The sequence below is a fragment of the Chitinophaga sp. genome (assembly GCF_039596155.1).
Taxonomy (GTDB): Bacteria; Bacteroidota; Bacteroidia; order Chitinophagales; family Chitinophagaceae; genus Chitinophaga.
This window is the reverse complement of the sequence record NZ_JBCNKF010000015.1, coordinates 1-22,388: the sequence shown is the minus strand read 5'-3', so window position 1 is coordinate 22,388 and position 22,388 is coordinate 1. Positions and strand designations below refer to the sequence as shown.

Here is a 22,388-nt window from a genome sequence, read left to right as displayed (position 1 = left end):
CAAATGATGCATTACATGTATAATGACCACCTCGCATGTACTACCACAAAGGCCGCGTTACTTTCGGAGATCATCCGGAACCGGCGCAGCGTCTTTGCCGATTTCTATATAGACAAGCCTGTTCCGAAGCCGATTATAGAAGAAGTATTAAATAATGCCATTTGGGCGCCTAATTATAAAATGACCCAGCCCTGGCGCTTTATTGTCTTACAAGGCGAACAACTGGCGCAATTTGGCAGCTACCTCGCTGATTACTATAAGGCACAATATGACCGGCTATTACATTATCCTTCAAGAGCAGGCTGCATCATCGTCATCATTATGCGACGCAGTACAAAAGTGGTGATCGAAGAGTGGGAGGAACTGGCTGCCGTAGCCTGTGCCGTACAGAATATGGCACTCACCTGCACCGCCTACGATATTGGAGGATATTGGGACAGTTGTGCCGCCTGCATAGCATATGCCGCACGGTTTGGATTGTCAGAAAATGAAAGATGCCTCGGATTCTTTTACATGGGCTATTATAACCTGGCAACATATACTTCCAATAAACGCCGGACAGGGATTGAAAAAAAAGTGACCTGGTTAACATGACTACTTATCTTCCCATCTTACTCGGTAAACTACAGGGAGTGTTCGGCTATGTCGTCCTTGCCCTGGTAGTTATAGAATGGCTGCTACTGGTCATCAGCAAGAAAATGGAAAGCAACAGGGAAGGCTGGGTAAATGTCTTTTCTTATGTATTAGACAGTATTCCATACTTCTTCCTGGGCAAAGTATTGATTTTCGGCACCATGACCTGGCTGTATCAATACAGGATCGTCACACTGGGAGATGCCTGGTACATCTGGATACTCGCATACCTGGTATACGACTTTATGTTCTGGCTGGTACACTTACTGGGCCACCAGGTACGGTTCTTCTGGTGTATCCATGGGGTGCACCACACAGCCGAAGAAATGAAGCTGACAGTGGCCGTCCGCGGATCATTTCTTGGATTTCTACACATCCCCCTCACAATCATCTGGCTACCCGTTTTGGGCTTTGATCCATTCATGATTTTTATTTGTGAATCCATTGCCAGGCTCTATGGCTTGTACGAACATGTCAACGATCACTTTGACCGCTATGTGGGCAAACAACGATTGCTTGAAATCCTGTTCATCACGCCCTCTGTTCACCGGGTACACCATGCTAAGAATTATATCTATCTGGATAGGAACTATGGCGAGACCTTCTCCATCTGGGACAAACTCTTCGGCACGTTTCAGACAGAACTGGATGATATAAAGCCCGTATACGGCATCCTGAGTGAACAGATCAATTCAAAAAGTCTCTGGCAGGTACAGCTATTGCTATGGCGCGATCTCTGGACAGACATGCGGTCCGCGCCACGCCTGATTGATAAAATACGCTATGTTCTCAAACCTCCGGGCTGGAATCATATCGACGGTGGCAAAATGGCCGCCAGATACAGGGAGGAGGCCTGGGAAGAATATCAACATCCACTTTCTAAAAAGAAAAAATATGGAACCCAATACAGCGAACATGCCATTGATGGAACCCATGCATGATGTGTTGCTCTCTGTAACACGTAGCTATCCGCCAATGAGCCCACTCATTATAGATATCACACCTCGTGAACGTGCTGCAATTACCAGGCTGGGGGATATGCTGGCGCTGGCATTTGGCAGTTATGAAAATCCTGCATTTATTGCTGAATTGCATTTGCATGCATTTCAGTTGCTGCCGGAAAGAATTTCAAGAATATTAAGCAGTTTCGGCACAGACTTTTCGGCTTCGCAGTACGGCGCCATCGTACTAAGAGGGTTGGTGAACGTAGACCATGACCAGCTGGGACCAACGCCGCCTTCTTATAAACAGATGGATTATACAAAGATCAACCGGTATGGCTTTATCTGTGCACTCCTGCATGGTGCAGTACCTTCCAAACCTGTACAGTATTATGCGCAAAGAAAGGGTGGGGGATTGATGCATGCAATCATCCCTGATGAGAAGATGAGTTTTACCCAGACGGGTTCCGGATCAAGAACAGATCTGTTCGTGCATACGGAAGATGCGTTTCTCTTCAACGCGGCGGACTTTCTCAGTTTCCTGTTTCTAAGAAATGAGGAAAATGTACCGAGTTCATTGTATAGTATTCGTTCGCATGGCGTATTGGGAGAAGAGATGGAAGCACTGTTCCGGCCTATTTATAAATGCCCGAAAGATGCAAATTACGATACGGATATTGCGAAAGGAGCGGAGGTAACCTCGTCCGTCTTATATGGCAACAGGGAAAATCCTTTTATCCGTTTTGATGCAGCCGAACAGATTTATAACGAAGCGGCAGACCAAACGCCTGAAGCAATGGCACATCTTCGCCGTTTCTGGGAGGAGGCGCGGCAGCTGATTTACAATGATTTTATACCTGAATCAGGCGACCTTATTTTCGTGAATAATCACTTGTGTGCACATGGTAGAAATGCTTTCGTAGCAGGTTTCAGAAAGGAGAATGACAGGATGATCAGGTGTGAGCGTAGAATGATGCTCCGCATGATGAGCAAGACGAGTCTCATTGGGATCAGGGGCGTCACGCATACAGATGATCCTTATCTGATCATGGAAGAACATTATGGTAGTTTATTCAAATAGGATGCTCCTCCTGGTATCCTGAAAATGGGCTTTCATCTATCCAGGTAACTGATGTGTGCTAATCCGGACACATGCTTTTCTGCAAACAAAACCTTCTCCTCTCGTTAAACAATTAACAATATGAATCAACCGACCCTGGTGGCTGCTTCCGTAAAAGACCTGTTCTTTGAAGGTACAGCAGCAGAATATAACGCTGCTATCGCAGCAGCAACAGAACGCGTAACAGCTTTTCTTGAAAATACCAAACGGCCTTTTAGCGGTATCAGACCCGCGGCCTTACTGGCGCAATTCAGAGAAGTGGATTTTGATACCCCGCTTCCTGACTACGACAGTCTTTTTGAAGAAGTAGACCGCTTATATATCCAACATGCGACCGCCTTTCATTTACCTAAATATATCGCGCACCTGAATTGCCCTGTCGTCATTCCCGCACTGGCAGCCGAGGTGATCATCAGTGCGATCAACAGCAGTCAGGACACCTACGATCAAAGTGCGGGCGGCACATTCATGGAACGAAAACTCATTGACTGGACCGGACAGCAAATTGGCTACGACCTGCAATGCGATGGCGTATTCACTGCAGGAGGCTCTCAAAGTAACATGATGGGCTTATTGCTGGCACGTGACTATTATGCCCTGACCTATTTAAAGCATAATATCAAGCTCCATGGTCATCCCGTACAGGCAAACCGGTTTAGGATCTTCGTATCAGAAAAAGCGCATTTTAGTAACCAGAAAAACGCTTCCCTGATGGGCTTAGGTGAACAGGCCATTATAAAAGTACCGACCGATGAGCGATTCAGGATGGATACCGGTGCCCTGGAAGCAGCCATTCAAAAAGAACGGCAGTCAGGGAACATTCCTATCGCCGTAATCGCTACTGCCGGCACCACAGATTTCGGCAATGTAGATCCACTCGCTGCTATTGCGGGAGTGGCACAAAAGTACCAATTATGGTATCATATTGATGCTGCATATGGTTGCGGGTTGTTGTTAACAGATAAGTACCGGTATTTGCTGGACGGCATTGAACAGGCTGATTCGGTAACGGTAGACTATCATAAGTCGTTTTTCCAGCCAATCAGTTCCAGTGCATTTATTGTAAAGAACAAACTGCACCTGAATATTATCAGGCACCATGCGGATTACCTCAATCCAAAGGAGCAGGATTATGAGGCACTGCCTGCGCAGATCAATAAGTCTGTAACACAAAGTACCAGGCGGTTTGATGCCCTGAAACTTTGGTTTACGTTACGCCTGATGGGAAGGCAGCAGCTGGGTGCTTACACAGATACGATCATTGAAACTGCCGAAGAAGCTGCCTGCCTGATAGAAGAGCAGGAAGACTTTCAGTTATTAAGTCATAGTGATCTTGGTGTGTTGGTTTTCAGGTATTATCCCTCCGTATTAACGGAGTCGCCCTGTGAGTTGAATAAAAGGATTAAGGAAAAACTGTTTTTTTCCGGCGAAGTATTGGTCGCAAGTACCAAAGTAGATGGGCGGTTTTATTTGAAGTTTACGATCCTGAATCCGTTGACAACAATTGAGGATATTAAGGACATCCTGAATAAAATAAGATCAGTGGCATAGCAATAAGCTGCTGGCTGTATACAGCCAGCAGCTTATTTTTGTTTGTTGGTTCCCTGCATCGGACCACTTTACTTCCCCATCAGCGATACTCCCCGGCAAACTTCCTCAACTGCCCCTCCAGCAAAACAGCCGCCTTCTTACGGTAAGCATTAGCCGGCCATGTAATAGTAGCTGGTCGAACCATCTCCGCGCCAGCTATTTTAACAGCTTTTAACTTTGGATAGTTAAACACCGTCGTACTCATTAAAATCGTACACCATTTTCCTGTATCTACCAGTTGTAACAATGTATTGATATCATTCACCTCCATTTTAACATCGGCAATGACCTGGTGCTTCTCCAATATCGAATCAAGGATATTGCGGATGCTATACCCATTTGCTGGCAGCAATAAGGGGAGCTCCTCTAATTGTTTAAGATCCAGCTGCTTCTTTTTCGACAACGGATGACTTTCATGTACAATCAAAGAAAGATGTGATGAGAAGAGCTTTTCAGCAACATAAGTAGTAGTTTCCTGCACGGGCAAAAAAGACAGCATCATATCAATGTGACCGTTTCCTAATTTGGTAAGCAGCTCCTGCGTCGTGCCAAAACTGATATGCAGTTTGATATCAGGGCATTGTTCACTAAAAGAAACAATTGCTTTTGTCAGAAGATGGGTCAGCCCATAAGTCACGCCTATTGTAAGTGTGCCGGTCTGTAGGTTCATTAAATCTTTTAATATACTACGACCATCTTCAGCGTCTGCCGCGGTCTTTTTTGCATATGGCAGGAAAAGCTTCCCCGCTTCTGTGAGCCGGACTCTTTTCCCAATACGATCAAATAACGGGATACTTAATCCATCCTCCAGTTGCTTGATCTGCTGTGATAAAGTACTCTGTGTAATATACAGTGCAGCAGCAGCGTCCGTGAAATTTTCCAGTTCAGCTGCTTTAATGAAGTATTTCAATTGCCGTAGTTCCATGTTAAAAGCGATAGCCAAAGATAGTTATAAATCGAAAATATCGATCGATTATATCGAAATAATGAGTTTACGCGATTAAGGAAAAGTACTGACCTTTGATTTATCAAAACAAAATCAAAAACAATGGAAATTCTGCAAACACCCGAAAACGCTTTGTCACACTCAGTTGTAAATGCTATTATTCATGCGCCGATAGAGAAAGTTAATATTGCTGATTGGCTGTTGAACCTTCCTGATGAGGAATACCAGAAATGCTCTGTTAATCATATTGCTGCCGGGGTAACAACGACTTATGATGGTCAGCCGATGTCTATTAACGTTGAAATGATTGGCAATGCGCTTGTCATTCAGCATTACGTTGCGACCGTACATCGCCCTGATTATTGCCGGATGTTGTCCGTTTCTGATACGATCACTGCAAATGGCCGAAGTAAAGTGCAGGTACTCTGGGAACTAAAAGTGACCGCGCTGGACGAAAATACCTGTGAGTATACGAACGAAATACATGCTACCGCTACTCCGGAATTTTTTGCATTCATAAAAGAACATGGTATTACGCTTGCACAGGCAGCGGCAGCAAGGCAGGAAGCATCTGATATACATAACCATGAGGAAACTCCCTTATTTGCAAAAAGTATAGAGAAGAAAGCCCTGACCGGTACGTATGGTATTTAAAAAAGCATCCGCATAAAAAAAGGATCAACTCAAGAGAGATGATCCTTTTATTTTGTGACCTCGTCTGGATTCAAACCAGAAACCTTCTGATCCGTAGTCAGATGCTCTATTCAGTTGAGCTACGAAGCCATTCCCGTTTGGGGAGTGCAAAGATGCACAATTATATTTAATTACCAAAAAAAGTTTAAGATTTTTTTAATGTCTGGTAATGGCCAGGACCACCGCTATAAAAAAAGAGTCTGTATCGGGAAATGATACAGACTCTTTTTCAATCACCTGACGGGAATGGTATCGTGGTGATACAATCCATCACTGATTCGCACTCCCCGTACAATTTACAAATGCTTCGGATAATTCATCAACTTTACGCTATAGATCTTAAACCCTTGCTGGTCTTGAATGTAGTTTGCCGCGAAGCCCACCGTTACCTTTGTCTCCGTGGCCAGTGTAAACGTTATCTTCGGACTACTAAACAACGTATACTGTATCGTTGTATTTCCGTTCACATCTCCATAATCCGGAATTGTGTCCAGCCCCGGTGCCACTACTATATAAGTCGGATCCTTCGTTCCCTGCCAGTCCAGGTCTGATACATCCAGCGTATAGGTTCCGGCCGGCAATGCAGTACCCGTGGTCTGCCAGATCTTACCGTTATGAATGGCAGGAGATCCCCAGCCGCTTTCCATATCTATTGTTCCCCCTTCGTCGCTCGCGTACCCGCCGAAACCATCATGGCTTTTAGCCGCCGTATTGGTGATCCAGTCTGAGAGCGTTCCCCAGCGACCACCGGGATGCATGCCGGCTACTTTAAACGGGGTAGAAGTATTTTTGAGATACTGAGACGTAATGTCTTTGGAAGGACCAATCACCAATGCATCTACGTCTACTATCACGATGGTGACAGCTGCATTGGAAGCAATTTCATATTTCCCCGCATTTTGTAACCGAACCGCCAGTGCCAGTTTTTTACCCTGGTAATCTGCAGACTTCAACTGGTCAATGTCGAGAGACAAATAAAAAGTCGCCTCACTTTTACCCGCTGGTACAGTCACTGTACCAGGCAGGGTGTAAATAGACGTTGGCATCAGTATCGTTTTGTTGTCAAGGATATTATTAAACTTCAACAGGTTAATAGTATCTGCATCTGTGACGATATTGGCCGTAAATCCTTCGGATTTATAGGTACTGGCCTGAGCCACGCCCAGGATAATATTGAGCTTCCCGGCCGATGCATCAATGTGATAATTATAAGTCGAAGAATCTGTACCTGTCGGTACAGCATAATTCGCATTGATACCACCAGAAACATTAAGCGCCTGCGGCATGTAGATATTGGCAATGCCATAATTATCTTTGTCCTTTTTACAAGCCCAGAGCGATAAAAGTAATATGATGATGATTGACTGTTTCATAAACTAAATAATTTAAAAGCGTGAATAGTGAACCAGGATGCTACAATCGCGCTCCTGATTTGATTGCGCAGTATGGAAGTTACCAACCCGGATTTTGCACTAACACCCCTTTAGAAATACTGATCTCTGTCTGTGGAAACGGATAATAATACATTTTACTGGCATCAAAAACACGATTCTCCACCGTAAATGTTGTATAGACCCCATTCGCTACTTTCACGCCTGTTAATGGCATGTTCAGCACTGTTGCTGCATCCTTCCATCTCAATAAATCCCAGTACCTGTAATCTTCGAATGCCAGTTCTATCCTCCGCTCGTGCTTCACCGCTGTCCGGAAATCATCCTGCGATGCTGCCGTCACTGCCGGCATATTCACACCGGTACGTGCCCGCACTTTATTAAGCGCCGCCCTCGCTGTTAAGCCATACCCATTGTCATTGTCCGGGCCATAGGCTTCATTCATGGCCTCCGCATATTCCAGCAATACCTCTCCATATCTCATAATCACCCAGTGATGGGTCACTGTACCTCCCTGCACCAGGTTCAACCCATCATTCACAAATTTCTTCAGATAGTAACCTGTCTTACTCGCATTTGTATTAGCCATATCATCCGTACCGCCCGGCGCTTCATTTATCACCCTGCCATTCCATGTACTGCCGTTGGTTACGATACTCATCGCTAACCTGGGATCCCTGTTCGCGTAAGGATGGGCTGCATCCGGTGTGCCTGTGTATTCATAATCCGCCACCAGGTTCTGCGATGGGGTCACCCCGCTCAATCCGCCAGATGTACTGATAGGATAATTTTGCCTCTCCATCACATTATCGGCTGACTGTCTGAATGCAAGTATCGTTTCAGCACTGCTTAACGTATTACTTTGTAAAAAGTAATTCCTGTAATCTGACGACAAACTATACAATCCCGTTGCGATCACATCATGCGCCGCTGCCGCTGCGCGTTGCCATTTGCTCACGTCGTTGGTGGTATTGTGTAACGGACTTGCCTGGAAGAGCAATGCTCTTGCTTTCAACGCCAGTGCTACACCCCTGGTAAACCTGCCGTCGTAGTTAGAGAAAGAAGAAGTCTTCCAGTTTACCTGCAAACTGTCTTTATAAGTATCTACCTCGTTGATCACAAAGTTGATCACACTATCATACGGAGCTGCCGGCATGATTGTATTTTCAGTCGCATTGATCACTTTCGTTACCAATGGGACGCCTCCGTACCTTTTAGATAATTCAAAGTAAAAATAGGCTCTTAAAATATGCGCCTCTGCCCTGTACCATGCTACATTGGTGACATCATTCTGATAGGCAATTGCCCCGGCTGAAGAGATGGTATCCCTGTTGGTCCCCAGGAACACTTTGTAATTCACAGAATGTTCCAGGAAGTAATTAGCCGCCCGTATGCCCATATAGTAATTTGCATAGAAGTTATCCGGGTTAGTTGTCGCATTCCAGCTTCCCTGGTTAAATAACTGTGCATTGGAACTGGCGGATGTTTGTTCCGCCTCGTCCGTCGCTGCTGCAAAGATGTTGTTATCCAGTGCAAAAAATCCACTTCTGATATATGCATATGGTGCATTACCGAGTGAAATCAACGTAGTATAATCCGAATTGAGCGTCTTATCTGTTTCCGCTGAATCGATCTTCGTATTCAGAAAGTCTTTTGAACAGGCACTCAGCACCAGCAAAATGAGTATATAAATAGTTAGTTTCTGCATGATGATCATTTTATTAGTTAAATGAAACACTGAGTCCACCGATGTACGACTTCAGTCCAGGGTAGCCTGTAGGTGTTTCCGGATCAAAGTTGTAATCCCTTAAGAGTTTGCTGATCGTAACAGGATTTGTCGCACTCATAAACAGGCGTAATCTGGTGAGATGTGCCCTTTTCAGGAAAGCTTCCGGCAATGAATATCCTACTTCTATATTCCTGATCCGCAGGTAATTATTCTTCTTGATCCAGAATGTTGAATTCCTGTAGTTGTTGGTATTGGCCAGTGTGGTCAATCTTGGATAAGTGGCACTGTTGCGGGTGTCTATACCTTCGGAAGGATAGTAGGCCCAGGCACCTTTTGCCATTGGAAAGGCATTGCCATTATTTACAAAAGCCATTGTCTGAACAGAAGCATTTAATAAATTAAAGTCAGCACCTGCACTACCCTGGAATAATACCGACAGATCAAAACCCTTATAATCAAGAGATGCATTGAAGGAGTAATAAACTGACGGATAGGATGGGCGGCCTATCTTAGTGACATCATTCTGATCGACGAATCCGCTGTTGTCAAGGTCTTTGTATTTGATATCACCTGGCTGTACAGCACCAAACACGGGCACCGGTTGTCCGGCTTTCAGCGAACCATCTGCATTGAAATCATCTATCTGGTACAAGCCTTCAGATATTAATCCCATTGGGGTACCATATGATAACCCGGTTGTTTTATTGAATCCGTTTACAGGGGGAATTTCCGCCTTGTAATCTATTGTGTTCTTGTGGTAAAGTACACTACCGCCTACACGATAGCCAAGTCCTTTCCAGCTATCATGGTAATTAGCCGTGAATTCAATCCCCCGGTTCGTCATCTTTCCGATGTTCTTAAACATCAGCGGCGTACCAATTGTCGCTGCATAACTGGCCTGGTCGTAGGTAATGATCCCGCCACGTTTATCCATGTATGCATCTGCTACGATATCCAGCTTTTTGAACAGTGTCATGTCAAAGCCAACATTGTACTTCATGCTATGCTCCGCAAAGATATTCGGATTGGCAATGTAAGTAGGAGAAACGGCCGTATTGGAATTTAAACTGGTCACACCGGTATAAAAGGCGGTAGACGTTCCATAATACTGCTGGAAAAGATACCTCCCCTGCTGGGAATTTTCATTTCCTGATTTACCCGCAGAGGCCCTGATTTTCAGGTACAAAGGATCGGTTAGTGCAATCCATCCTGCAGAGATGGCAGGGTAGAAGCCATGGTTATGGCCCGGGGCGTAGTTGTCAGAGCCACTATATCCAAAGCCCAGACCCAGCATATATTTTTCACGGTAAGTGTAATCAATAGTACCGCCCAGGTTCGTATAATGGTGGAAGATATTGTTGCCGGTATTGTACCCGCTACCGTTAAAAGTACCATTCCAGTCTTCAATATAGTTACTGGCGAAATAGTTGACCAGGGCATGTACGGCATGTAGGCCGAAGGTACGATCGTACCCTGCACTCAGGTTCGCCTGTTTCCAGTCATACTGGTTGCTCGGCGCACTATTACTCGCTACGATATCGGTGGTGATATCCGTCGTTGTTTTTATGCCATTGTAGTACCGGGCGTAGGTAGCCGTTTTGCTGGCTGCGTTCCTGGTCCATGTATTGAAACTTACGGCTTCATTCAGGTATAATCCAGGTGTAATGAAGTCCAGTTTTTGTTTCAGGTTGAAGTTTGCCTGCAGTGTTCTGTCATGTGTGGATGCCCAACCCAGTGCTTTGAGTGATGCAACCGGATTGTTCGGGTAAATGGTCGTACCGGACCAGTTGCCTGATTCATCTTTTACCGGGTAGATATTGGACGGGTACATCGCCATGTTATTCCAAAGAGAAGGGCCGTTGAAGTTTGGATAACGTCTGTCTTCAATACGCCCCCCGAGGTCTACCTTTGCTTCGAAGATCTTAAAAAAGCTGAAGTCCAGGTTTGCCCGCAGGTTGAAGCGCTGGATCTGTGCATTGGAAGTGGTCGCATTGGTAGCCACATTATATAGCCCCTGGTTCTTCATGTAGTCCACTATCAGTGCATAGCGGGTACTGGTGTCACCGCCACTGAAAGTGATATTTGCATCTCTGTAGATGGCGTTCTTTTTCAGTACTTCATCGAACCAGTCTATATCTGTACCTGTACCATTTTTGTAGGCGTCCAGTTGTGTGCTGGTATACTTAGGTGTATAAATATACTGGTGGTTATTCACTGCGTACAGGTCATTGCTCACTGCCTGGTTATAGAGGCGTGCATAATCGTAAGAGCGTAGCGGCTTGTTGATATTTTCAGCCTGTTGTACGCCGTTCCTGACCTGCACCTGTACGGTAGGTTTGCCGGCATGGCCTCTTTTCGTGGTGATCCAGAGTACACCATTTGCCCCGCGCATACCAAAGGTCGCGAGTGCAGCTGCGTCTTTGTAGAGTTTTACATCTGCAATTTCAACGGCGGATAAATATTGGAAGTAAGTGTTATTCACCTGAAATCCATCCACAAAAATAGCGATGTCGTTATTGTCGTAGGTGCCAATGCCCCTGATCACAAAACTTGCGTTGTCATACCCTGGTTCGCCGCTGGCTTGTTGGGTGATGATACCTGGCAGCCGGCCATAAAAGGTATTGGTGATGTTTGCAGCCGGTGTCTTGTAGAGTTCCTCTCCGGTCACCTTTGACATGGAAGCCGTAGGTATCGAATCAGGAACTGATTGCGCCAGCACTTTACCGGAAAAGGCCAGCATATATAAAAGCGTTCTGTAGCGCATGTGTAGTTAAATTTTAAAGCGTAATTAGTAGCCGGGATTCTGAATCAAAGTACCCTTGTTGATCTCCGTTTGTGGGAAAGGATTCAGGAACTGACGGGGTGCCCAGAAACCGAGGTAGAGCTGACCGTCATAATAGTCCGTATTTCCGGTCATCTTTCCTCCGCCATCACTATTGAAATGCAGCGTGCGGATCACACCACCGATCAGGCCATTCCCGATATCATCCCGTTTCCAGTGTTTGATATCGTGCAACCAGTAATTCTCATCAAAGAACTCGGCGGCCCATTCCCGTTGAATGATCTTACGGAGTTTCGCCTGGTCAGTTTCGGTGATGGCAGGTAAACCGGCACGGAGGTGAATCACATTGAGTTTGGCAAGTGCATTGGCGGATTGCCCCATTTCATTATATGCTTCAGCGGCAGACAGGTAATAAGCAGCCAGGCGGAAGATGGGGAACTCAAACCAGCTACGGGTACCAGCTTTATAATAGAACTTTACAGGAACTGCGGCTACGTTCATGGCCCATTGGTAGAGATTGGAATTTGCCCATGTGTTGTCGTTCGGGTTATTCCATGTATCTATCTGCCATGCTTTGAAGCTTGCTTTAAAACGTGCTTCCATAGACTGCATACGGGTGAGGTAATCAGAGAACGCAGTGGTACTGGTAGGCCATGCCTGGTCAGTGCCATCTGCTTTGTAGTAGTTCTCCAGATAGCTGGTCGTCAAGCCATTTCCGTATGCCTGCCAGTTATGCATATTATAAAAGGTGTTCATGGAGTTGCCGCCATTATCCAGTTTAAATGCGAGGATCACCTCTGCGTTACCTGGTGTGGAGGTAGCATTGCCATAGTCATCCAGTGGATTACCTGTGTTGATGATCTTGATACCGCCATTGATCTCAGCTTCTTTGATCACGGCTTCTGCAGCGGTAGCAGCGGTTTGCCAGCGGGAAGCATCCGCATTGCCCATGCAGATCAGGTTATTGTTGGCACCCAGATCAAGATAGGGCGTAGCGGTATTAAAAAGTGGACGTGCTGCATGTAACAGGGCTTTTGCCTTGATCGATAAAGCAGCAGATTTGGTCATGCGGCCAGTCCAGGTAGCGGTCCATACAGAGGGGAGTACGGCGGCAGCAGCGTCACACCAGCTTGTGATGGAATCCATCACCTGTGATACCGGTGCACGGGGAATGTTCAGGTTATCGGTCACCGCCAGCGCTTTGCTTACGATCGGTACGCCGCCGTACATAATTACCATTTGTTCGTACCGGTATGCAATGAGTGCAGTCATTTCTGCTTTCACGATCGCCTTATCAGCATCGGTCATATCCGTCACCTTGTCGATGTTTTCTTTGACAAGGTAGGCCTGCCTGATAGCGGTAAAGTTATATTCATAGCCATCCATGTCTTCCGTGTTACCGGTAGCCGTCAGGCCGGTACTGGTGGCAATACCATACCCCCAGGTCCAGGAAAAGCCATAGTTAAGAGCACCTGATATATTGTCCTGTATCAGGGAGTTCCAGTTACCCTGGTAAGGCAGACCCTGGCAAAGCGCTTTTTTATAGGCGTTAGCGATGGCCCCCTGTGCCTTGATACTTGTCGAGAAGATCGAGTCGGTGGTAGTTGTATTGGAGATGGGCATCTGCAGAAAGTCTTTCTGGCAGGCAAACAGCAGTAGCACCATGCTTATAATATAGTAAGGTTTCATTTCAAATGATTTAGGTGTGAAGGAGTACGCATCAGAACTGGATATTTGTACCGAAGTTGAATGTGCGCGTGAGCGGGTACATATATCCCATACTGTTCTTGCCATCATCTGCCAGCTCAGGATCTATTCCTTTCATCACTTCCTTGCTCCATGTAATCAGGTTATTACCGTTGGCATAGAAGCGGATACTGCCGATATGTGCCCTGGTGAGCAACCTTCTGTCCTGTATACTATAACCTATTTCCAGGTTCTTGAGGCGCCTGAAATTGTTAGATTTTAACCAGAAGTCACTGAACAGGTTATTAGGTCCGGATCCACTGAAAGAGAAGGAAGGATAAGTAATTTTTTCACCTTTATCATATTTCTCCTGCGTCCAGTGACCATCGTAATAAGGCTGGAACACAGCTCCTACGTTCTTGGCAAATGGTGTACTCAGTACATAACCCGATTGAGGGAACGACCCCTGTGCCGTACCGATCAGGAGGGCAGAGATGTCGAATCCTTTGTAAGAGAAGCCAAGGGTCAGGTTGTAGGCAATACGTGGCAGGTTGGAGTAGCCGATGGGCACCTGGTCTTTGGTATCTATGATACCGTCACCATTGATGTCCTTATAGCGGATATTACCCAGCCTGGCCTGATTCCCATTCGTATTATACGGACGGTTATTCAGTTCATCGGTAGTATTAAAGAATCCATCCCATACATATCCTTTGTATTGACCAATGCTATAACCGGTCTGGTTCATCCATGGATACTGGTAGGATGGCTCTGCCATATAGTCGATCTTATTCCGCGCGTACGAGAAGTTGGCACGCATGAAATAATTGAGTTTGCCGATATTATCATTATAACCTAGTTCTATTTCATATCCCTGGTTGCTCACGCGGCCAATGTTTGCCGGAGGTACAATAGAGGAAGATACGCCATAAGTGGCCGGGATCGTTTGCAGGTTAACGAGGATGTTATTTCTCTTTTCCCTGAAGATGGTACCGGATACGGTGACCTTATCTTTCCAGAAGCGCAGGTCAGCAGCGATGTTTAGCTTTTTCGCCCTTTCCCAGGTCACATCCGGGTTGCCAAGTGATGTTTCACTGGCGCCGGAAAAATAAGGGTTGGCGCTGCTACCATTGCTGTTACCGAAGTAATAACCGCTAGCGTTGGATGCCCATGAATTGGGCAGATACAGGTAACGGCGACGGGCGAGCTGATCACTACCTACCTCGCCGTAAGAACCGCGGAATTTGAGCCAGGTGAGGATGTCGTTTTTCGGGAAGAATGGTTCTTTTGTCACCACCCAACCGGCAGATACAGCCGGGAAGTACCCGAAGCGGCGGTTGGGAGCGAAGTTTTCAGTACCGTTCAGACCCATATTGAACTCAAAAAGGTAGCGTTCACTAAAATTATAGGTTACACGGCCTACAAGTCCCATCAAACCGGACGGCGTATTATAGGCGAGATTGTTGGCGGTATATTTCTGCGCATTACCAAGGAATAGCGCAGTTACATTGTGTCTGCCAAAGCTATGTGCATAGTCGATAGATGCTTCCAGGTATACTTTACGCCAGGAACTATTGCCCCAGTTATCAGAAGTATAGTCAGGATTGAGCTGACCACCAGCCAGCACGATGTTGTTCGGATCCTTAGGATCTCGCATGGCTTTGTACAGCGGGATACTGGTAGCCTCGTAGAATCCTTTCGTGTAGCTGTCATCATAAGCGATCTTACCACTCAGGTTCAGGCCTTTGGTAATGTAGTCCATCTGGTGCTTCAGGTTGACAGTGCTGGTCAGTGTGGTGATGTATTGGTTCACAACACCGGCGCCCAGGAAGTCGCTGATAGGAGAGACACCGCTACCACCTTTGTCCACGAGTGGGTTAATGCCATCACCGGAGGTACCGATAAAGCCATTCACCAGTTTGCCGTCGACAAAGTTGGGTCCAACGAACGGGCTGCTTTCAAATATCTTCTGGATAATGAGCTGGTAGCGATCGCCCTGGTCATTGGCATCATAACCGCCGGAGGGCAGGTGTGCTACGGTGGACTGGCCAGCCAGGTTCACACTGATCTGGAAGTTTTTGAAAACGTCGATGTCGAAGTTGGAACGGAAGTTATATCGTTTAAAGTTAGAATTCGTATTGGCACCGCCGTAGTTGTAGTCGTTGAGGATACCTGCCTGGTGGTAATAACCGAGAGAGGCAAAATAACGTACCTTATCAACACCGCCGGAAATATTCATATTGTATTGCTGTTGCTGCCCCTGGCCCCCGAAAATTTCCTTGTAATAGTTGTGGGAAGTGTAGTACAGCGCCGGGCTGTTTGCCAGTGCCTGCCTGTCTGCATTTCCGATTTGCAGGTTATTGATCTCATCCGGCGTATAGTCCCGGTTGTTTTTAAACTTCCAAAGATCATTATCGGTAAAAAGCAGGTTGTCGAAACTGCTGTTGCCGGCAGCTTCGGCATTGCGGATACCTTCGTTGCGGAACAGGGCGTACTGGTACGAGTTGAGTATAGGCAGCAAAGAGGTGGCGTTAGTAAAGCCTCCATTGGCAGTAAAGCCAAATTGAGGCTTGTTAATCCGTCCTCTTTTGGTAGTAACGATGATGACACCGTTAGCGCCCCTGATCCCGTATACCGCAGTGCTGGAGGCATCTTTCAGGATAGAAATACTTTCGATTTCATTTGCGTCCATAGCATTGAGTACGACATAGGGCTGCTCAGCCGGTTGTTGTATACCATCAATAACGATCAGTGGATCCTGACCGTTTAAGGTAGCAATACCGCGTATGTGAATGGTCGCGGCGTTTTGTCCTGGTTCACCGCTGGCTTGCACAGCGCTGATACCGGAAGCCCGGCCAACGAGCATATTCGTAATATTAGAAACCGGGGTGGATACAAGCTCCTTACCGCCTACAGTAGCGATAGCACCTGTAACGGTGGGTGCTTTTTGTTTGCCGTAGCCAACTACAACCACTTCCCCCAGTGCTTTATCTTCGTTGACGAGGGTAACGTTGATGACTGGCCGTGCGTTGACACTCACTTCCTGTCGGTGGTAGCCGATAAAAGAGAAGACGAGGATGGCGTTGTCAGGTACAGTGAGTTTGAAGTGACCGTTTTCGTCAGTTTTGGTTGCGACATTGATATTATTTTTCTGGTAGACGCTCACGCCTGGTAAAGGTTCGGCTGAGGAGCGTACGGTACCGCTTACAGTGACGGCTGTTTGCCCGAGTGTGGTGGGTAGTCCTATGATTTGGAAAAATAGGAGCGCTACCGACCATTGTAAGAGTAGTCGATGGATCATGCTGAGATGATTTAAAGAATTGATTTACAAATTGGAATCCCCTTTTAACAATTTTGTGCGCTTATAGCGTCAGTCGATATAAAAATGATTGGTTTGGAACGTAATCGTTTACATTTTAGTTCATAATTAAGCAGTTTTCCATGTGGTGGAGAATACGGATTTTGCCCCTCGAAGTAATCGTTTACATTTATTTTCATAACTATAGTTGGGTGATGCGGGTGGAAAAATATAGTGAAAAAAGGAAAGGGGGTTTACGGGAATTAGCAAAGTATAGCAGGATTTTAGCAGAAGGTTAGCTAAACGGATTTAGTAGATTAAAAGAGTGATATTTTTAGCGCATATACCCATGATTGTTATGTGTATCATTCATTTGTAGCGTTATTTACTGGGGGTAAAGGGGGGGAGCTGACATTCGTCCTCTCCGCTTTTTTCCTATTTGCCAGCGGCTTGATTGAGGGGGACAGGGTATCTGGCTAAAGGACCTTATCCATCGTCTCTGCTTTTTCATTAATCACTGGCCTAGGGGGTACAGGGTATTGGGCTAGGGGACCTTATTCATCTTCCAGCTTCTTCATTTAACCACTGGCTTGATTTTGGCCGTTTTGGATATATGGCCAGGGGACCTTATTCATCTTCCAGCTTTTCATTAACCACTGGCTTGATTTTGGCCGTTTTGGATATATGGCCAGGGGACCTTATTCATCTTCCAGCTTTTTCATTAACCACTGGCTTGATTTAGGGGGTACAGGGTATCTGGCTAAAGGCCCTTATTCATCTTCCCGCTTTTTTCATTTAACCACCAGCTTGATTGAAGCCATTCTGGCTATATAGCTAAAGTATACTATTACTCCTATCCGCTTTTTTCATTCACCGCCTGCCTGATTGAACCCGCCGGGGCTATATAATTAACAGTACACAAAAAGGGTACTATAAGTACATCATAAGGGCATCTCTATATCAAATCGATATTGAGGTGATCATTTAGTGGCGTATTAGTACTCATTTGATGCAATACTGGTGTTATCACTAAAGCATATTCGCTATATTGGTACATGAACTCCAAAAATTGTTTGTTATGGCACTTGTAAAAGACAGCTTACTCTTATATGCCGTTCGTGGTACGCTTGGTGATCAGATTACGATATACGAACGGAATGGCCAGATTATCATGGCAAAAAAACGCACGAAATCAAAAAAGAAGCCTACAAAGAAACAGCTGGAAGCCAGGGATAGAATGAAGGTAGCGGCAGCATATGCGAAGAGTATTTTAAAAGATCCTGAGCTCAAGGCTTATTACAAGTCCAAAGCCGGACCGGGACAAAATGCCTACAATATGGCAGTAAAAGATGCATATAATTCTCCCGGGGTGCAGAATGTACAATTGAAAGATGATACGGTTGTCGTGACTGCCAGGAATGAGTTTAGGGTCGCAGAAGTGGTAGTAAATGTGTTGGACGCTGCGGGCAATGTAAAGGAGAGGGGAAACGCGGTTGTAGGCAGGAATGGGGTGGATTGGTATTACAAGATGGCTGGTATGCCGGTTGGCGGAATGGTAATAAAGGTGGTAGTGGTTAATCTGCCCGGGAATGAGACGATCAAAGTGGTGCAGTTGGAATAAAATTAGGAAAAACGGATACTTTCTTTTTTATCCTTTGAATATAATTCCTTCAACATGGAAATTCATGAGGGCCACGTAGTAAATGGGCTTATCCGTAAATTTGAAGAATAGGGGTCTTTTAATGTAAATTGCCTGAATGAAACGACAATACTACTCAGCACCTATCCTCATTACCGTTATAGTTATATTACTTTGTGTTGGCAACTGGTACTACGATAACACATTCGTTCTTCTTAAACCTGTGCTGGCAAAACAAACAGGAGAACCGGTTATTGTTCCTTATACAAAAGAAATGATAGAAAACTTCCCTTATGTTTTGAACGGGTATGGGGTTGCCTACAAAACGAGCGACTCAGGCCATTTTCTGATCAAAGCTAAGTACATGCGTAATATAGATTATATTTTAACTTTTACAACTGCTGCGACGGATACTAACCTGGTCAGACAGATTAAAAGCGGCAGGATGCGCCACTTAAAATGATATCGCGCGTCAATCTGATCGCTAACTATTGCAAAAATGTAAAAAACGGAGAATACCAATATTGTACTCCCCGTTCCTGTGCAATAAATTCAATTAACTAATTACAGTCCCCGTCAGGCGTACATACCGCACCTGCCTGTATATCGAGCAAACCATCATTATTCTTCTTCCACTCCGCATACGCCTGCTCAATCGCCCCAAGCATCACATCTGGCTTCTGCGCACCAGAAACCCCATATTTCCTGTCAATTACAAAAAACGGCACACCTCTTATCCCTAAGGCCTGTGCTTCATTTACCTCAACCGTCACTTGTTGCGCATACCCTGGATTCGTCATCGCTTCATTCACTTCAGCTGCAGTTAGCCCAATTTCGATACCTAATTCAGTGAGCACAGCAGTATCATTGAGATTCTTTCCCTGTGTAAAATACGCCAGGAAAAGCCGCTCTTCTGCTGCGTCGCCCAGGCCTTTTGTTTTTGCAAACTGTATCAGCTTATGTGATTTAAGTGAATTTGTAATCAATACCTTATCGAAGTTGTATGCCAGCCCCGCGTCTTTTGCCATCTGCGTTACATCATCATGCATCCGCCTGGAATGCTCATATGACAGACCTTTTCTATCAGCCACGTACTTATATATATCACCCTGCTGGTCCGGATTTTCCGGGATAGAGGGATCCAGCAGAAAACTCTTCCATTCTACCTCAATTTGATCCTTATCCGCAAATTTAGATATTGCCTGTTCGAAGTTCCTTTTACCAATATAGCAAAACGGACACATGATGTCACTCCATATTTCTACTTTCATTATATACGTCTTTTATTTTCCAAACCTTATGTGTTCTATGTCAGAACTACAAATTTAGGCATAATTAGTAACCAAAAGATACTAGTGTACGACAGGTAACTGGTTTCCTCGAAGAAACCACATTGATAGCTGCCGGAACAGTAGTCTGGTAATTTCCACTTTCTAGCACAAGATTTGTACTTTTGCAATAGTGGACCAAATCAAATTACATATAGGCATGCTGATCATGATCTGTCTGGGGACTTTCTTTACCCCTGCTATCAGCTATGCATGTAGTTCACATACATCGCATCATGAAAGTAAGTGCGGAGGCGAAAACTCACGGCTTGTTCACGCGGATAAATCGCATCACACTTGCGCAGACTTTCACAAGCAAAGCAAGGTCGCGCGTAACCATGGTCAATGTCCCTGTGGTCAGGGATGTGATGGCAATTGTCAGGGTCGCTCCTGTAAATGCGATGCGTGCGGTTGCAGCGCTGGTGTGGTCATCCCGCTTCTTTTTAAATCTTATCAGGAGTTCCCTGTATATAGAAAATTACTGTTCCCCACTCATCAGGCCTACGTCTGCTCAGGCTTTAATTCCATTTGGCTACCGCCTAAAATAGGCTAAATGAATGGCTCAACAGCCATACTTGTCTCTTGTCGATGGCACTGCCATCGGTATGATCATGCATTTACGTACTAAATAGGCAACAATTAAAAAACAAATAATGAAAAATATACTTTTTGTATGTATGATGATGTTGGGTAGCTATACTGCATTTGCTCAACATACCAATAAATTAGTGAACGATTATATAGTGATAAAAAATGCCCTGGTGAATGGAGATAGTCAATCTACATCCTCCGCTTTATCTGCATTTGAACAGGACCTTACAGCAGCCGGCGATTTCTCCGGCAGGGACGCCCTTGTAAAAGCCACTGCTACGATGAAAAAGGCCACCAATGTTGAAGAACAAAGAAACGCATTGAATGATTTGTCTACCAGCTTGTGGTCTGTTGTTAAAGCGTCAGATAAGTTAGATACATCCTTCTACTATCAGTATTGTCCCATGAAAAAGGCATACTGGATCAGCGAGGTACCGGCAATCAAAAACCCTTACTACGGCACCGGTATGCTTACCTGCGGGAAGATAGTTGAAACTAAATAAACCTTTGAGGAAAGGTACCACCTGGTACCTTTCCATTCAGTCATTTTTCATCATGCCGTTTTATTACAAAGGGTTTACACATGAGAACACTAATATTTATTCTTTCTTTTGTTACTATACACATTTTTGCGCAGGCTCAATCTGATCATCCTCCTGGTGTAGTCAGTTATAAAACATCATTTAGTCCGGGTGGACCGCCGCATAAAGTGCACTACGAATTATTTGTAACTGATACTTTAGTAACCTACGGTGGTAAAAAGAAACATGCAATAGCTGTCAACGGTCAGATTCCCATGCCGACCCTTGAATTTACAGAAGGTGATACCGCGGAGATTGTTGTACACAACCTGTTAAAAGAAGGTACATCCTTACACTGGCATGGTGTGTTTTTGCCAAACAAAGAAGATGGTGTGCCTTACCTTACCCAGCAGCCAATTCCTCCGGGTGCCACTTACACGTACAGCTTCCCGGTCATTCAGCATGGCACGCACTGGTATCATTCTCATTACGGATTGCAGGAGCAAATTGGTATGTATGGTAGTTTTATCATGCATAAAAGACAGGAAGATACAACCTTTAGAAAGGGGATTGATGATCTGCCGGCTATTCCAATCGTCATCAGTGAGTGGACGAACTTACGCCCCAATAATGTACAGCGGATGCTGCACAACGCTACCGACTGGTTTGCTATCCGTAAAGGGGCCACTCAAAGCTATACAGAGGCCATTCGTGCCGGTCATTTCAAAACTAAGTTGACGAATGAATGGAAGCGTATGCAGGCGATGGATGTCAGCGATGTTTACTATGATAAGCTCCTGTTAAATGGCCAACAGGACAGCGACCTTAAAACTATTGATGGTAGCCGGCTGAAAGCTGGCGACAAGGTAAGGCTGAGAATTGCAAATGGAGGTGCGTCTTCTTATTGCTGGTTACGCTACGGCGGTGGTAAAATGACGGTAGTTGCAAGTGACGGCAACGATGTAGTTCCTGTTGAAGTCGACCGGTTGATTATAGCAGTTTCAGAAACATACGATATCGTGGTCACTGTACCGGAAAATGGAAAGGCATTTGAATTCATGGCAACTACGGAAGATCGTACACAGTCTGCCGGGATTTATATTGGCAGTGGCTCCCGTCAGCCGCTGGCGCCTATGGGGCGCCTGAAGTATTTTGAAGGCATGAAGATGATGAACGGTATGATGAAGATGAATGGTGATATGAATGATATGGGGATGGGTATGACGCTGAACAAGATGGACATGAATGCAGTCATGTACCCAGAGGTGACAGGAGAAGCACCTAAAAAGAAAGGCAGGCGTCATAGCCAAAGTGATACTACCAGGATGATGGACATGGATCATGCTGCCAACATGAAGATGGTTCATGATACTATGAAGATGGATGACAGTGCTACCATGAAAATGGGTCATGATGCCAACATGAAGATGGATGACAGTGCTACCATGAAAATGGGTCATGATGCCAACATGAAGATGGATGACAGTGCTACCATGAAAA

General features: G+C 45.4%; 17 protein-coding genes and 1 tRNA gene. 10 read left to right on the top strand and 8 right to left on the bottom strand.

The window, feature by feature from the left end; all coding sequences use genetic code 11:
* Nucleotides 1–15: 15 nt before the first annotated feature.
* The 4 genes from ABDW33_RS15645 (at nt 16) to ABDW33_RS15630 (ending at nt 4,245) form a co-directional block, all read left to right on the top strand.
* Nucleotides 16–594, top strand: a complete 579-nt coding sequence (locus ABDW33_RS15645; RefSeq protein ID WP_343691013.1) for a nitroreductase — start codon at nt 16–18, stop codon at nt 592–594.
* On the top strand, nt 591–1,574 hold the full coding sequence (locus ABDW33_RS15640; protein WP_343691012.1) for a sterol desaturase family protein: 984 nt from the start codon (nt 591–593) through the stop codon (nt 1,572–1,574). Before ABDW33_RS15645 ends, ABDW33_RS15640 begins: the two co-directional genes overlap by 4 nt.
* Nucleotides 1,528–2,655 carry a taurine catabolism dioxygenase TauD gene (locus ABDW33_RS15635; RefSeq protein WP_343691011.1) on the top strand — a complete coding sequence of 376 codons (1,128 nt, stop codon included), beginning with the start codon at nt 1,528–1,530 and terminating at the stop codon, nt 2,653–2,655. The genes ABDW33_RS15640 and ABDW33_RS15635 overlap by 47 nt, the downstream gene beginning before the upstream one ends.
* A gap of 120 nt (nt 2,656–2,775) precedes the next feature.
* Nucleotides 2,776–4,245, top strand: coding sequence for an aspartate aminotransferase family protein (locus ABDW33_RS15630; protein ID WP_343691010.1), 1,470 nt, complete (start codon nt 2,776–2,778; stop codon nt 4,243–4,245).
* Nucleotides 4,246–4,324: 79 nt separating this feature from the next.
* Here ABDW33_RS15630 and ABDW33_RS15625 read toward each other — a convergent pair whose 3' ends face one another.
* Nucleotides 4,325–5,209, bottom strand: a complete 885-nt coding sequence (locus tag ABDW33_RS15625) for a LysR substrate-binding domain-containing protein (protein WP_343691009.1) — start codon at nt 5,207–5,209, stop codon at nt 4,325–4,327.
* Nucleotides 5,210–5,332: 123 nt separating this feature from the next.
* Between ABDW33_RS15625 and ABDW33_RS15620 the strand changes: the two genes are divergently transcribed.
* On the top strand, nt 5,333–5,884 hold the full coding sequence (locus ABDW33_RS15620) for a hypothetical protein (RefSeq protein ID WP_343691008.1): 552 nt from the start codon (nt 5,333–5,335) through the stop codon (nt 5,882–5,884).
* Between the two features lie 55 nt (nt 5,885–5,939).
* Here ABDW33_RS15620 and ABDW33_RS15615 read toward each other — a convergent pair.
* The 6 genes from ABDW33_RS15615 to ABDW33_RS15590 form a co-directional block, all read right to left on the bottom strand.
* A tRNA-Arg gene (locus tag ABDW33_RS15615) sits at nt 5,940–6,013 on the bottom strand.
* Between the two features lie 206 nt (nt 6,014–6,219).
* Complete coding sequence (locus ABDW33_RS15610) at nt 6,220–7,296, bottom strand: DUF5013 domain-containing protein (RefSeq protein ID WP_343691007.1); 1,077 nt, start codon at nt 7,294–7,296, stop codon at nt 6,220–6,222.
* A 79-nt stretch (nt 7,297–7,375) separates the two neighbouring features.
* Nucleotides 7,376–9,022: a RagB/SusD family nutrient uptake outer membrane protein gene (locus ABDW33_RS15605; RefSeq protein ID WP_343691006.1), complete on the bottom strand. Its 1,647-nt coding sequence runs from the start codon at nt 9,020–9,022 to the stop codon at nt 7,376–7,378.
* A 13-nt stretch (nt 9,023–9,035) separates the two neighbouring features.
* On the bottom strand, nt 9,036–11,807 hold the full coding sequence (locus ABDW33_RS15600; protein ID WP_343691005.1) for a SusC/RagA family TonB-linked outer membrane protein: 2,772 nt from the start codon (nt 11,805–11,807) through the stop codon (nt 9,036–9,038).
* A 24-nt stretch (nt 11,808–11,831) separates the two neighbouring features.
* Nucleotides 11,832–13,514, bottom strand: coding sequence for a RagB/SusD family nutrient uptake outer membrane protein (locus tag ABDW33_RS15595; protein WP_343691004.1), 1,683 nt, complete (start codon nt 13,512–13,514; stop codon nt 11,832–11,834).
* A 31-nt stretch (nt 13,515–13,545) separates the two neighbouring features.
* Nucleotides 13,546–16,812: a TonB-dependent receptor gene (locus ABDW33_RS15590; RefSeq protein WP_343691003.1), complete on the bottom strand. Its 3,267-nt coding sequence runs from the start codon at nt 16,810–16,812 to the stop codon at nt 13,546–13,548.
* A gap of 1,075 nt (nt 16,813–17,887) precedes the next feature.
* On the opposite strand from ABDW33_RS15590, the gene ABDW33_RS15585 reads away from it, so the two are divergent.
* Nucleotides 17,888–18,430 (top strand): hypothetical protein, encoded by a 543-nt coding sequence (locus tag ABDW33_RS15585; protein WP_343691002.1) that lies wholly within the window; start codon nt 17,888–17,890, stop codon nt 18,428–18,430.
* Nucleotides 18,431–18,566: 136 nt separating this feature from the next.
* A complete protein-coding gene (locus ABDW33_RS15580) occupies nt 18,567–18,911 on the top strand; it encodes a hypothetical protein (RefSeq protein WP_343691001.1) in 345 nt (114 codons plus the stop codon).
* 97 nt (nt 18,912–19,008) lie between these two features.
* Here ABDW33_RS15580 and ABDW33_RS15575 read toward each other — a convergent pair whose 3' ends face one another.
* The gene (locus ABDW33_RS15575; protein WP_343691000.1) at nt 19,009–19,719 is read right to left on the bottom strand and encodes a DsbA family oxidoreductase; all 711 of its coding nucleotides are present in this window, start codon (nt 19,717–19,719) and stop codon (nt 19,009–19,011) included.
* Nucleotides 19,720–19,985: 266 nt separating this feature from the next.
* Here ABDW33_RS15575 and ABDW33_RS15570 point away from each other — a divergent pair, with 266 nt between their 5' ends.
* The 3 genes from ABDW33_RS15570 to ABDW33_RS15560 all read left to right on the top strand — a co-directional run.
* A complete protein-coding gene (locus ABDW33_RS15570; protein ID WP_343690999.1) occupies nt 19,986–20,324 on the top strand; it encodes a hypothetical protein in 339 nt (112 codons plus the stop codon).
* A gap of 105 nt (nt 20,325–20,429) precedes the next feature.
* On the top strand, nt 20,430–20,870 hold the full coding sequence (locus tag ABDW33_RS15565; protein ID WP_343690998.1) for a DUF3347 domain-containing protein: 441 nt from the start codon (nt 20,430–20,432) through the stop codon (nt 20,868–20,870).
* A gap of 80 nt (nt 20,871–20,950) precedes the next feature.
* The coding region (locus ABDW33_RS15560; protein WP_343690997.1) for a multicopper oxidase domain-containing protein at nt 20,951–22,388 on the top strand (1,438 nt) is incomplete at its 3' end.